This is a genomic window from Photobacterium sp. DNB22_13_2 (assembly GCF_052873915.1).
On sequence record NZ_JBNNXU010000005.1, the window covers coordinates 321,927 to 333,881 of the forward strand.

Consider the following 11,955-nt stretch of genomic DNA (forward strand, 5'->3'; position numbering starts at 1 on the left):
AGGATATGCAATCACAGAGTCAGCAATACACCAAGGATGAGCTGTTGGCGATGGACAAGGATGCCGTGTGGCACCATATGACCCAGCACGGCACGCAAACAGCACCGATGATGGTTCGGGGTCAGGGGAGCGATGTGTGGGATGTTCATGGAAACCAGTATTTGGATGCGTCATCAGGTGGTGTTTGGTGTGTCAACGTCGGTTACGGTCGGGAGAGTATTGCCGAGGCGGTAAAAGCGCAGCTGGTAAGTCTTAACTATTTTGCGGGGACGGCGGCGACACCTGTTGCGGCACAGTTTGCGTCTAAGTTACTGGATCTGATGCCGGGTATGGGCAAGGTGTACTTTTCCAATTCAGGTTCGGAAGCCAATGAAAAGGCATATAAGATTGTCCGTCAAATTGCGGCTAAGAAATATGGCGGGAAGAAGCATAAGATCCTTTACCGGGAACGTGATTACCATGGCACGACCATCACCTGTCTGAGCTCGACGGGCCAGGAAGAAAGACGAAGCCAGTATGGACCTTTTACCCCTGGCTTTATTGAGTTTCCTCATTGTTGCGAGTACCGCAGTCAGTTTGGCCCGGTTGATAATTACGGAGAACTGGCAGCCAAGGCTTTCGAGGACGTCATTCTCCGTGAAGGGCCAGACACGGTAGGGGCTGTTGTTATCGAACCTATTACTGCCGGTGGAGGAGTGATCACCCCGCCAGAAGGGTATTTACTAGCGGTTCAGACGATATGCCAAAAATACGACATTTTGCTTCATGTTGATGAGGTTGTGTGTGGTATGGGGCGGACAGGGGCATGGTTTGGCTATCAGCATTACGGTATTCAACCGGATATTGTCACCATGGCGAAGGGGGTTGCGTCAGCCTACGCTGCAATTTCCTGCACCGTAGTTACCGATGAGGTCTTTGATCTTTTTGCTGATGAGCCTCTTGAAAAGGAAAGCTTTTTCCGTGATATCAGTACCTTTGGCGGTTGTACCGCTGGCCCAGCGGCTGCGCTTGAAAATTTGCGGATCATTGAACAAGAGAACTTGGTCGAGAATGCTGCCCATATGGGCGAGTATCTGCGGGCACAGTTGCAGGGCCTGCAAAGTCGCTACCCCATTATTGGTGACGTCAGGGGGAAGGGATTATTCTTGGGGTTGGAGCTGGTGGAGGATCCCGAGACCCGTCAGCCAGTGGATGAAACAATCGCGATGCAGGTAGTGGGGCTGTGCGCCCAACACGGTGTGCTGATCGGGCGGACAAATCGCTCTTTCCGTGATTACAACAACACACTCTGCCTGAGCCCAATGCTGACCTTGACTAAAGATGAAGCAGATAGGATTGTCGAAGCGCTCGATAGTGCCTTTTCAGCGCTCATTCGCTAAATTTAACAATCATTAATTCATTGATACCGAAGGCTGCATTGGCAGCCTTTTTTGATCTTTATTCACCTTTTGTTCACATAACCGGCTTGTTTGGTATGCGCTTGGTATGTGTTTGATGCTTGTTCGATGTATTGATATATGCATCTTGGCTGCTGCACTCAATGTGCGCTTGCTGGTGGTGCAAATCTGGACCAATTAAGCTGCGAATTGGTACTACCGAATGTAGGGGGATATTCCGTAGGGTAGAGCTAACTCCACTGATGAAAGGGAATTGATTATGAAACATAACCGAGCATCTATTGGCATCAAAAATGTGGCCTTAGTTAGTGCATTATCCGGTGCTTTACTGCTGTCGACATCCGTCATGGCAGCAAAAGAGGTGACCGTGGGTTATCAGGGAATGTTTAACCCAATGAAATATGCGATTGACCAAAAACACTTTGAAGAAGCAACGGGTTACACCATTAAGTGGCGAAAGTTTGATTCTGGAGCCAAAGCAATCACGGCGATGGCTGCTGGTGCGGTGGATATGACGGTGGCAGGCTCAAGCCCGATTGCCAGCGCGGCCAGTAACGGCATCGATATGGAGCTGGTGTGGGTGATGGAAAACATTGCCGATGCCGAGGCACTTGTGGTGAGAAACGGCAGTGGTATTACTTCACCGGCAGACCTGAAAGGAAAAAACCTTGGTGTACCATTTGTGTCCACGACTCATTTTCATATGTTGTTTGCCCTAGAGCAATTTGGTTTGACCGAGAAAGACGTCAAGCTGATTAACATGCAGCCCGGTGCAATTGTGGCGGCTTGGCAGCGTGGCGATATCGATGGGGCCTTTATCTGGGATCCGGCTTTAGGCTCGATTAAGCAAGAAGGCCAAGTGTTGATCACATCCAAACAGCTAAGCGCATGGGGTAAGCCAACCTTTGATGGCCTGATAGCAAGTAAGTCCTTCGCCAACAAAAACAGTGACTTTATGACTGATTTCCTAACCGTTATCGCCAAGGCCGATGAGGAATACCGAGTGAATCAAGAGGGGTTCTCTGCTGATCACCCTATCGCGGTGTCTGTGGCTAAGCTGACCGGCGGTGAAGTCAGCACAGTCCCAGAGGCAATGAGCCTGTATGAGTTCCCAGATGTTAGTACTCAGTTGTCCTGCCAGTGGCTTGGTTGTCAGGCTGAAGGCGGCGCGGTCAAAGCATTGGAAGCTACCTCGAAGTTCCTGCTGCAAGAGAAAAAAATATCTGGCCTGCAACCTGACTACAGTGTTTTCGTCAATCCAAGCTATGCAGCAAAAATAGCGCTTTAACCCGTCACGGAACAACATGGAGGTAAGTCATGGACAAGGATAAAGTGCTGGAAATACATGATGTGTCTGTTATTTACGATGATCGCAATGGCGGGGAGCCTGTAAAAGCATTATCAGGGGTCAATCTAACAATTGAACAAGGGGAGCTGGTCGTGGCTCTGGGAGCTTCAGGCTGTGGTAAAACCACCTTGCTCAACTTGATGGCTGGGTTTATCCAGCCATCAAAGGGTTACTTGACGTTGGGTAATTCTGGGGTAGAAGGCTTGCCAAGGGTAACGATGGGTAGAGAGATTGGTGATCAGATTATCGGCCCAGGTGCAGAGCGAGGAGTGGTGTTTCAAAAGCACGCACTGTTCCCTTGGTTGGACGTGATTGAAAACACCGCTTTCGGCTTGAAACTGCAAGGCGTTGAGAGAAATGAACGTTTGGAGCGAGCAGCCAAATACCTTGAGCTGGTCGGGTTGAAAGACTTCCATCACCACAAGGTTTACCAGTTATCAGGCGGCATGCAGCAACGGGTGGGTATCGCAAGAGCGCTAACCAATGATCCCAGTATCCTGCTGTTGGATGAGCCGTTAGGGGCGCTTGATTCTCTTACCAGGGAGACCTTGCAGGAGCTACTACTCGATGCCTGGCAAGCGACCAATAAAATGATGTTTTTCATCACGCACAGTGTTGAAGAGGCCCTGTTTATGGCGTCACGGCTTATCGTCATGTCGCCACGTCCAGGGCGGATCACCCATAGTTTTGAGTTAGATTTCAACCGTCGATTTTTGGCTTGCCGAGATGCCCGTGCGGTGAAATCGATGCCTGATTTTATCGAGATGCGTGAGAAGGTGCTGTCTATTATTCACCAAGATGAAAAACCGGAGGTGGCGGCATGAGCAATATTGCATCGAATATCGAGGCTGTAGAGCCGAAGGGTACGTCTATCGAACAAATTGATTCTACACCGGAGGTATTGCTGGAGGTGGCTCCTCCTCAACCGGTTAATGCACCGCGACCTCACTATCGAGATACGGTGGGCTTAGATGGTAATCTCCCTTTGCTACCGAAATTATTAGCGGCACTGAAAAAGCGTACCGAGACAGCACCTAATTACTACGGTGAACCGGGCCAAGGGGACGCAAGGATTGTGTCGATTATCTCGGTGATTGTGTTTATTGGTTTGTGGGCTTTGGTGACAGGTTCCGGATGGATTAAACCTCTGTTTCTTCCCTCACCGATGTCTGTGGTCGACAGGCTAGGTGATTTAGCCGTGAATGGCTTTTCGGGCGTATCTTTGGGTGAGCATCTTGCTGCCAGCCTGACCCGGGTGTTCGGCGCTTTTGCTCTGGCGGCACTGACCGCTATTCCGCTAGGTATATTAATTGGTACCAATGTATGGGTGCGGGGCGTGTTAGATCCACTCATTGAGTTTTACCGCCCGCTTCCTCCTCTGGCTTATTTGCCTTTGGTGATCATCTGGCTGGGTATTGATGAGACCAGTAAGATCACTTTGATTTTCCTTGCCATGTTTGCACCGATAGCCCTGAGTGCCAGAGCGGGGGTAACATCTGCGAAAAGTGAGCAGATCCAAGCGGCTTACTCGATGGGAGCCAATAAATTCCAAGTGCTTTACCATGTGATCATTAAAAGCGCGATGCCAGAGATATTAACAGGGCTTCGTATCGGTATTGGCTTTGGCTGGACAACATTAGTTGCCAGTGAAATGGTTGCAGCCCAAGCTGGGATAGGATTTATGGTGCTTAACGCTGCTGAGTTTCTGGTAACCGATGTGGTCATCGCAGGCATTATAATCATCGGATTGATTGCCTATTCCTTTGACTTATTCATGCGTTGGTTAGAGGTAAAATTGGTGCCTTGGAAAGGGTATTAACGAATCACTTATAACAATAAGTTTGTAGTGGGCAGGACACCATATCGGGAGATGAAACCGTAGTCAAAACGACACCCAAACGTACTTGAACGGTCATTTAAGCCTGCCACGATAAAGAGGCTAAGAACCAGCACCCTAGAAAAGGGTATGTTACGAAGACTCATAACGTTAAGGTTCCTTTCCGTTGGCCGCCCTTGGGCGGCCTTTTTTCTTGCAATGTTATATCAATGTTGGTGCGCCGGCAGCGTTTTGTTTTCGTAGGCATCGGCGAAGTTATGGTTTCTGTCACGGTGGCCTGCTTCATCTTCACGGATACGCAAGACAACATCTCTCAGCTTCGCATTCGCAGCCAAGTTATAGTAGTTAATCGCAATGTCCGGAGCTGATGTGTTTTCCACTTCACCGGCATCTATTTTCTCTAGGTACTCGGTATAGCTTTTACAGGCTTCTTCTTCGAAATAGCCAACCACCCGGTGGGCAATGCGTGATGACAGTAAATAGATAACGCTGTACACCACAATAAAGGCACCTTGTGCGATCAATACCAGCATCCGTTCAATCCAGCTTGGTTTGGCGATATCTAAAAAGATCATTAAATGCATACGTTCATTTTGGGCTTCATCAAGCAACTCTTTGATCCAGCCTTCGTCATCTTTCATTCGGCGTAGTGATTTTAGGTGGTTGAACATCCCTGCCACCATGCCTGGAACTGCTGCAATCGTTTCGAGTATTACTGCTCGTTTAGCGTATTTTTTGCCATAAAATAGATTCAGGGAGAATTTGAGAAACTGCGTAATGAGCAGTGCGATACGCTCTGAGACTTTTGTTGCGCTCTTATGGGTAAGCTTGAAGTCTGACATGATGAATCTCCTATTTATTATGATGTATTTTATTGCTTTGCAATTAAAATATTTTCACAATATATAAAATAATCATGTAACCATCTGTGTCGTTCAATAAACTAGCGTCGAACTCAGTAAGTTATTATGTCAGGTGTAAATAACCCTTTTAAAATAAAGGTTTAAATGTTTAGGTAAATGTATAATGAGGCTGGGAAAAGTGTTTTTTGAAGTTGTAACACGATTTTTGCGATATACGGTGTAGATATAAAGATACGAAAATTTCCATGTAATCTCAATGGTTATTTAAAAAGTGTTAAGTATTGCTATTTCATGCCCATGGCTGATTTGTCCGTTATTTCTTGCTGGCATATGGTTTTATCACAGTATACTGAAAAGTTTTGTTACATTGCGGTTCAGTCAAAAAATGGGCTGTTAATTTAACTTATCATTAGCACACTAAATGTGTGAATCTTATTTATCTGGATTTTTTAGATTATATTTCATTTATTATATTTCTTTTAATTGACCACTGAATAACTTCATTTAACTCACGGAATATGCTGTCCGGAACGGTTATTGATTACTGTCAATAACTGTATATAACATGAAACTTTAAAATAACACTAAAGAGGTAAGTCAAATATTTCTGTTATATACACATAGGAAGTACCCATGAAAGTCTCAGCACCCGTTGTGCATTTTAGTACAGCCAGCAAGGTGATACACCTTGTTGCCGCTATCGCTTTTATCGCATCGCTAATAATAATGTTGTTTGATCCCATTCCAAATTCATTCAGTTTTGATTTGCACCAGTCTCTGGGTGTATTGGTCTTGGTGTTATTTGGTATCCGTATTCTGTGGATTAACTGGGCCGGTAAACCAGATACTCAAGGCAGCAAAATAGAGAAATTTATTGCCCACAGTGCACATTTCGCCATGTATGCCATTTCGTTGGCAATGCCGCTGTCAGGACTATTGATTGCGTTGGCCAAGGCCAAAGATACCGTAGTTTTTGGTTTATTTACTATTCCCGGTTTTGTCGAACGTAATTCCGGTTTGATTGATTTCTCTTACCAGATACATTCGATGATGGAAATTCTCTGTTACCTGCTTATTGCCATGCACACCTGCGCAACCATTTTTCATCAGCTGGTGTTAAAAGACGGCACCTTGGCCCGCATGATGGGAGTTAATAACAATGCATAATCATACTTTTCCCCGTTCCGTGCTAACTGCTGCTCTACTGTCAGGTGCGGCGTTTACTGCCAATGCCTACAACATGAGTGTTTATGATGTTGAGCCGGATATTCATTGGGATAAGGTTCCAGTGGTTGAAAAAAACATGTTCTTTCCTGGCCTGATCACCTATGACTGGATTAACTCACCAGAGCATAAAGGCACGCTGCGCAGTGATTTTGAAAGTAAAACCTGTAGTAGTTGTCATCAAGGTGAAGAAAAAGGCATGGGGGAGATGCTCATCAAGCACGATCGCTTGGATAAAATGGCGGACAAACCAAGCTTTATTGATGTCGAGTTCCAATTTGCCAACGATGATGAAAACCTCTACGTGAAGGCAGCATGGGAAACCCAATCACCTTTTCCAGCCCGAATGCATGACACCTTGTTGTTCGAGGGTGGGAAATGGACGGTAATAGGCGGTGACAGGGGCAAAAATCCTTATACGCCGATTTATGAAGATCGTTTCTCGATCATGATTGATGATGGCAGCGTGGATCAATTCACTCAGCAGGGATGTTGGATGTCTTGTCACCGTGGGATGAGAGATATCGGTCAAGCAACCATGCGCGATGTTCAAGCCTTGGATGTCATTGGCTTTGAAGGACTGGGTCAAAAAGATATTCGTAAATATCTACCCGATACCCGAACTGAAAGATATGGCGTTAATTGGGACAAGGTGAAAACTCGCGAAGAGATTGACCAGCTTAAGAAGGACGGCAAGTTTGTCGACCTGATGCAGTGGCGCTCGACCCGTTCGGCCCCGACGGGCAGTGCCGATGATGGGTATGTACTGGAGTACCGCTTAAATGATGAAGGCACCACCGTTTTTACCTGGAATTTGGACAGAAAGACCGGGTTGCCTAAGTATATGTACGACAAGTCTGTGACGGGCTTCTATGCCCTTGACGAAGCAGACTTTACGGACCTGACCAAGAACATTGCGATGATCGAAGGTGTGAATACCATACCGTATGATCCTAGCAAGATAGAAGAAGGTCAGTATCTGCAAGGGCGCTTGAATCGCCAAGGCGTTGGCTCGGCAGGGGATAACAATCAAGTGCATTCGACGTGGGAAGACGGCAAGTACACAGTGGTCTTTACCCGTAAGCTTGATACCGGTAACCCAGTAGATGACAAGGTCATGGCTGTCGGCGGGACGTATGATTTTAATATCGCAATCCATGATGGTCAGACGACGACTCGATTCCATCATGTCACCTTCCCATTTACAGTTGGGATCGGTGAGAATGCGACCGGTGATGTGGTGACGACGCCGATTCGATAATAATTATTTTTTAGCAAAAGCCAGCCTATTCTGAGGCTGGCTCTTTGTTCTAGTTGATTTATATTGTATCAATCACGTTGTTCTAATGAGCGAGCAACAATATTGCGAGTATCTATTTGTGCCTCCACAATCGCAAGGAAGCAGAACACCAGCCCTAGTCCTACTAGAGATGATATGATGGTTGCTACCCCTCCAGCAATTGCTGACATACCGGCCATGAATCCCCAGTTAAATGCGTCCAGCCCCCCTAGAACGACGAGTGAACCAGCGAGACAGCCTAAAACAGCACCAACAATTGATACATTTTTGACTAGATAGAAGAATTTTGGCAACTCCATTACTTGCATGTTTTTACTCCTTAAATTCAGGTGTTTAGCTGAATAAAAGCGTACTTTTGTCCCTCTAATTAAACAACTTAATAATGCAGTTTCATGCATTTTGCCTTGGGAATTGTCTAGAGCGTCAATTTATGTATTAAATAATGCGTTGTGTTTGCTATGAGGGGATATCAAGTGATATGTTACTGTAACATTTAAAGTCTGCCTGTAACGTACCCTATTGTTATGACACAAGAACAACGAAAATCTCGACCAACGCTGCAAGATATTGCTGACCGTATTGGCATTACCAAAATGACCGTGAGCCGGTATATGCGTAATCCTGAATCGGTCTCAGCCAAAACGCGCGACAAGATTGCAGAAGTGGTGGAAGAGTTGGGGTACATCCAAAACCGCGCACCCGCTATGCTGTCGAAGTCTTCCAGTAAGGCGATAGGGGTGTTGCTACCTTCGTTGTCGAACCAAGTCTTTGCTAGTTTTGCTCAAGGTATTGAAGCAGTGACCAATGCCAATGGGTATGAAATATTGATTGCTCACTTCAGTTATGATGAAGACGTTGAAGAGCGTAAAATAGCCTCCTTACTTTCCTATCAGGTTGATGGGCTTATCCTCACCGGGACAGCACATACTGATCGTACCCTGCAAATGATAAAAACCGCAGGGGTACCGGTGGTGGAAGCGATGGAATTACCAGAAAACCCGGTTGATATGGTGGTAGGACTGGATCATGTCAATGCGTCGTACACCGCGGTTAAAACCATGCTTGATAAAGGCAAGCGCCATATCGCGTATTTTGGTGCACGCTTGGATACCCGAACCAAACTTCGGATGGAAGGTTATGACAAGGCGATGGACGAAGCAGGGCTGGAGAAATTCCACATCCTGACCCATGAACACTCTAGTTTTACTCTCGGTGGGCAGCTATTGAGCCGAGCTTTGGCTGAGTGTCCTGAGCTGGACGGAGTGTTCTGTACCAATGATGATATTGCCATCGGTACTATATTTGCTTGTAACGAACGGGGTATTCAGGTGCCACAGAAAATTAGCGTAGTCGGTTACAACGCATTGGATATCGGACAGGCTATTACCCCGCGTTTGACCAGTATCTATACGCCGCGTTACCAAATCGGCGAAAAGAGCGCTGAGTTGTTGCTCCAGGCGCTTGAAGGGAAACGCAGTGAGCGGAATGTGTTCGATATGGGCTTTACCATCAGTCGTGGGGAAAGCCTTTAAATTTTTATCTTGATACGAGAAAGGAGCACTGTTTATCACAGTGCTCCTTTTTTCGTATCTACTAATTAGAGCGTGTACGTAATGGCCTAGAACAGGAAGCTTGCCCCTTCATCGGCACCGCCGACATTTTCCCGCATCACCTTGAAGATATCTCGCCCCCAGGTGATTTGGCCTGCTTCTGTATCCAGCAGGATCGGTTGGCGCTGGTCAAATGGTGCTGCCACCTCCAGTAGCCCGGTTTGACAATCGAGTTTGACGATATCGCCATCTTCAATCAGGCCAATGGCACCGCCACGAAGAGCTTCGGGCGTGATATGAATAGCCGCTGGGATTTTACCAGAAGCACCAGATAGGCGACCATCAGTAACCAATGCCACTTGGTGACCGGCCTTCTGGATATTGCCAAGAATTGGCATGAGTTTGTGGAGCTCTGGCATACCGTTGGCGGCAGGACCGTTGTGGCTGACCACAATGACACAGTCCCCAGTAAATTCACCTGCTTGGTAAGCTGCTTCCACATCGTGTTGGCAGCGGAAAACCTTAGCTGGGGCTTCTATAAACTGGTGTTCAGCTTTTACCGCAGACACTTTGATAACCGCTTGGCCTAAATTTCCTTTCAGAACTTTTGTCCCACCGGTTTGGTTGAATACTTGTCCGCTGCTAGCAATCACGTCGGCATCGGTGCTTTCACCAACGGGTTGCCATACTAGTTTGCTCTCACTCAACATTGGTTGGGTCAATTGATCGGCAAACTCACCGAAGACGGTTTGCACCTTATCATTGAGCAGTCCGCGTTCATGCAGTGCTTTCATTAATGCAGGAACGCCGCCTGCTGCTTCGAAAGCATTGATGTCTGCCGGGCCATTAGGATACATCTTGGCAAGCAGAGGTACGATGTCAGACAGTTCGCTAATATCATCCCAGGTAAGGAGTAGGCCGCCAGCACGAGCGATAGCCAACATGTGGATAGTGTGGTTGGTACTGCCGCCAGAAGCGAGTAAGGCAACGACACCATTGACCAAGTTTTCAGCGGTAAAGACATCAACAAGCGGCCTGTAGTTCGGCGAATCAGCAGTCATTGCAGCCAGAGCCAGACTGGCATGCTCGGTGAGTGCTGTGCGTAGTTCGCTGTTAGGTGGGACAAACGCTGAGCCCGGTAACATCAAACCCATTGCTTCGAATACCAACTGGTTGGTGTTGGCTGTGCCATAGAAGGTACAGGTACCACCTGAGTGATAGGCTTGGCATTCCATTTCTAACAGCGCATCTTTACCAACTTCACCTGCCACATATTGTTGGCGGACCGCAACTTTCTTGTCATTGGTGATGCCAGTTGGCATTGGGCCCGCTGGAATAAACGCCGTTGGCAGGTGGGCATAGCTCAGTGCTCCCATCAGTTGCCCTGGTGCGATTTTATCGCAAATGCCCAGTAGTAAGGTGGCATCAAACACATTGTGGCTTAGCGAGAATGCGGTGGATTGGGCAATCAAGTCACGTGAGAACAGTGACATGTCCATGCCCGGCTGGCCTTGGGTGACACCATCACACATGGCCGGCACACAGCCCGCGACTTGTGCGGTGTGCCCCAGTGATTTGAGCGTTGCTTTAATGTGATCTGGGTAGTTTTTATAGAGCTGGTGGGCACTTAGCATGTCATTGTATGACGAAACAATAGCAAGGTTGGCGCGGGTAAAGTCCAGAATCTCGCCTTTCTCTTGCTGGCAGGATGCAGCCACTGCGTGTGCAAGATTGCCGCATGATAGGCTGGCACGCCCCTTGCCTTGCTCTGCTTGCTGAGTAGTCTTGGTTTCAAAGCTGGCGCGAAGTGATTGGCTGCGGGCTTTGATGCGTTCGGTGATCAGGGTAATAGTTGGGTGGATCATGCGGTGATCTCCAGAGAAGTTGCCGGTGCTGCTTGTTCTGTCAGCGCTGTTACGGCGTTATCCAGAATCGCTTCAATGCTTTGGTCTATATCGACAGTAATGACATCAGCCTCATCAACTGGGGTCTCGAGGACTGCGAACTGACTGGCGATCATGTTCTCTTTCATGAAGTGGCCCCGACGCAGGCGAATGCGCTCAAGGATCACCTCTTGTGTTCCGGCGAGGTACACAAAGGCTAAATTGTGATTGCCTTCACGAATTTGTTCCCGGTAACATTTTTTTAATGCCGAGCACACAATCACACCCGTTTCGTTCTTGCTTTCGATGCTGAAAGCCGCATCGCGGATCCGCTCCAGCCAAGGCTTGCGGTCTTGATCGTTCAATGGCTCGCCTTGGGCCATTTTTAGAATGTTGGCTTTCGGATGCAGGTCATCACCATCGATGAATTTGCCGCCAATACGCTGGGCAAGCTCATAACCAATAGTACTTTTTCCTGATGCAGATACCCCCATCACAATGATGCTTTTCCCCACCATGTAAGCTCCTTGAATCTTTTTCTGATCTAGATCTC

Annotated in this window: 11 protein-coding genes; 7 read left to right on the forward strand and 4 right to left on the reverse strand. The window is 47.4% G+C overall.

The genetic code is table 11. From position 1 onward, the window contains the following. Nucleotides 1-5: 5 nt before the first annotated feature. The 4 genes from ACVA58_RS10610 to ACVA58_RS10625 all read left to right on the forward strand — a co-directional run bounded on the left by ACVA58_RS10610 (nt 6) and on the right by ACVA58_RS10625 (nt 4,564). A complete protein-coding gene (locus ACVA58_RS10610; RefSeq protein WP_446510413.1) occupies nt 6-1,379 on the forward strand; it encodes an aminotransferase family protein in 1,374 nt (457 codons plus the stop codon). Nucleotides 1,380-1,656: 277 nt separating this feature from the next. Beyond that, a complete protein-coding gene (gene tauA, locus ACVA58_RS10615) occupies nt 1,657-2,685 on the forward strand; it encodes a taurine ABC transporter substrate-binding protein (RefSeq protein ID WP_446510414.1) in 1,029 nt (342 codons plus the stop codon). Between the two features lie 29 nt (nt 2,686-2,714). Beyond that, nucleotides 2,715-3,569 carry a taurine ABC transporter ATP-binding protein gene (locus tag ACVA58_RS10620; RefSeq protein ID WP_446510415.1) on the forward strand — a complete coding sequence of 285 codons (855 nt, stop codon included), beginning with the start codon at nt 2,715-2,717 and terminating at the stop codon, nt 3,567-3,569. Beyond that, nucleotides 3,566-4,564 (forward strand): ABC transporter permease subunit, encoded by a 999-nt coding sequence (locus ACVA58_RS10625; protein ID WP_446510416.1) that lies wholly within the window; start codon nt 3,566-3,568, stop codon nt 4,562-4,564. The genes ACVA58_RS10620 and ACVA58_RS10625 overlap by 4 nt, the downstream gene beginning before the upstream one ends. Before the next feature lie 224 nt (nt 4,565-4,788). Here ACVA58_RS10625 and ACVA58_RS10630 read toward each other — a convergent pair whose 3' ends face one another. Then, nucleotides 4,789-5,424 carry an alternative oxidase gene (locus ACVA58_RS10630; RefSeq protein WP_446510417.1) on the reverse strand — a complete coding sequence of 212 codons (636 nt, stop codon included), beginning with the start codon at nt 5,422-5,424 and terminating at the stop codon, nt 4,789-4,791. A gap of 654 nt (nt 5,425-6,078) precedes the next feature. Between ACVA58_RS10630 and ACVA58_RS10635 the strand changes: the two genes are divergently transcribed. Together ACVA58_RS10635 and ACVA58_RS10640 are read left to right on the forward strand one after the other, a co-directional pair. After that, a complete protein-coding gene (locus tag ACVA58_RS10635) occupies nt 6,079-6,612 on the forward strand; it encodes a cytochrome b (RefSeq protein WP_446510418.1) in 534 nt (177 codons plus the stop codon). After that, nucleotides 6,605-7,930, forward strand: a complete 1,326-nt coding sequence (locus ACVA58_RS10640; protein WP_446510419.1) for an ethylbenzene dehydrogenase-related protein — start codon at nt 6,605-6,607, stop codon at nt 7,928-7,930. The genes ACVA58_RS10635 and ACVA58_RS10640 overlap by 8 nt, the downstream gene beginning before the upstream one ends. Nucleotides 7,931-7,998: 68 nt before the next feature. On the opposite strand, the gene ACVA58_RS10645 is transcribed toward ACVA58_RS10640, so the two are convergent. Next, nucleotides 7,999-8,277, reverse strand: a complete 279-nt coding sequence (locus tag ACVA58_RS10645; RefSeq protein ID WP_446510420.1) for a hypothetical protein — start codon at nt 8,275-8,277, stop codon at nt 7,999-8,001. 216 nt (nt 8,278-8,493) lie between these two features. Between ACVA58_RS10645 and ACVA58_RS10650 the strand changes: the two genes are divergently transcribed. Continuing rightward, on the forward strand, nt 8,494-9,501 hold the full coding sequence (locus ACVA58_RS10650; protein ID WP_446510421.1) for a substrate-binding domain-containing protein: 1,008 nt from the start codon (nt 8,494-8,496) through the stop codon (nt 9,499-9,501). An 86-nt stretch (nt 9,502-9,587) separates the two neighbouring features. Here the strand turns inward: ACVA58_RS10650 and edd are convergent, their stop codons facing one another. Both edd and ACVA58_RS10660 read right to left on the reverse strand, forming a co-directional pair. Further along, nucleotides 9,588-11,384 (reverse strand): phosphogluconate dehydratase, encoded by a 1,797-nt coding sequence (gene edd / locus ACVA58_RS10655; RefSeq protein ID WP_446510422.1) that lies wholly within the window; start codon nt 11,382-11,384, stop codon nt 9,588-9,590. Continuing rightward, a complete protein-coding gene (locus ACVA58_RS10660) occupies nt 11,381-11,920 on the reverse strand; it encodes a gluconokinase (protein WP_446510423.1) in 540 nt (179 codons plus the stop codon). Before ACVA58_RS10660 ends, edd begins: the two co-directional genes overlap by 4 nt. Between the last annotated feature and the right edge of the window lie 35 nt (nt 11,921-11,955).

Excerpts from the sequence above, each read along its gene's own strand:
- ACVA58_RS10660 (WP_446510423.1), bottom strand. The coding sequence starts at position 11,920 with ATGGTGGGGAAAAGCATCATTGTGATGGGGGTATCTGCATCAGGAAAA.
- ACVA58_RS10625 (WP_446510416.1), top strand. The coding sequence starts at position 3,566 with ATGAGCAATATTGCATCGAATATCGAGGCTGTAGAGCCGAAGGGTACG.
- ACVA58_RS10620 (WP_446510415.1), top strand. The coding sequence starts at position 2,715 with ATGGACAAGGATAAAGTGCTGGAAATACATGATGTGTCTGTTATTTAC.
- ACVA58_RS10640 (WP_446510419.1), top strand. The coding sequence starts at position 6,605 with ATGCATAATCATACTTTTCCCCGTTCCGTGCTAACTGCTGCTCTACTG.
- ACVA58_RS10635 (WP_446510418.1), top strand. The coding sequence starts at position 6,079 with ATGAAAGTCTCAGCACCCGTTGTGCATTTTAGTACAGCCAGCAAGGTG.
- ACVA58_RS10630 (WP_446510417.1), bottom strand. The coding sequence starts at position 5,424 with ATGTCAGACTTCAAGCTTACCCATAAGAGCGCAACAAAAGTCTCAGAG.
- ACVA58_RS10610 (WP_446510413.1), top strand. The coding sequence starts at position 6 with ATGCAATCACAGAGTCAGCAATACACCAAGGATGAGCTGTTGGCGATG.
- ACVA58_RS10645 (WP_446510420.1), bottom strand. The coding sequence starts at position 8,277 with ATGCAAGTAATGGAGTTGCCAAAATTCTTCTATCTAGTCAAAAATGTA.
- edd (WP_446510422.1), bottom strand. The coding sequence starts at position 11,384 with ATGATCCACCCAACTATTACCCTGATCACCGAACGCATCAAAGCCCGC.
- tauA (WP_446510414.1), top strand. The coding sequence starts at position 1,657 with ATGAAACATAACCGAGCATCTATTGGCATCAAAAATGTGGCCTTAGTT.
- ACVA58_RS10650 (WP_446510421.1), top strand. The coding sequence starts at position 8,494 with ATGACACAAGAACAACGAAAATCTCGACCAACGCTGCAAGATATTGCT.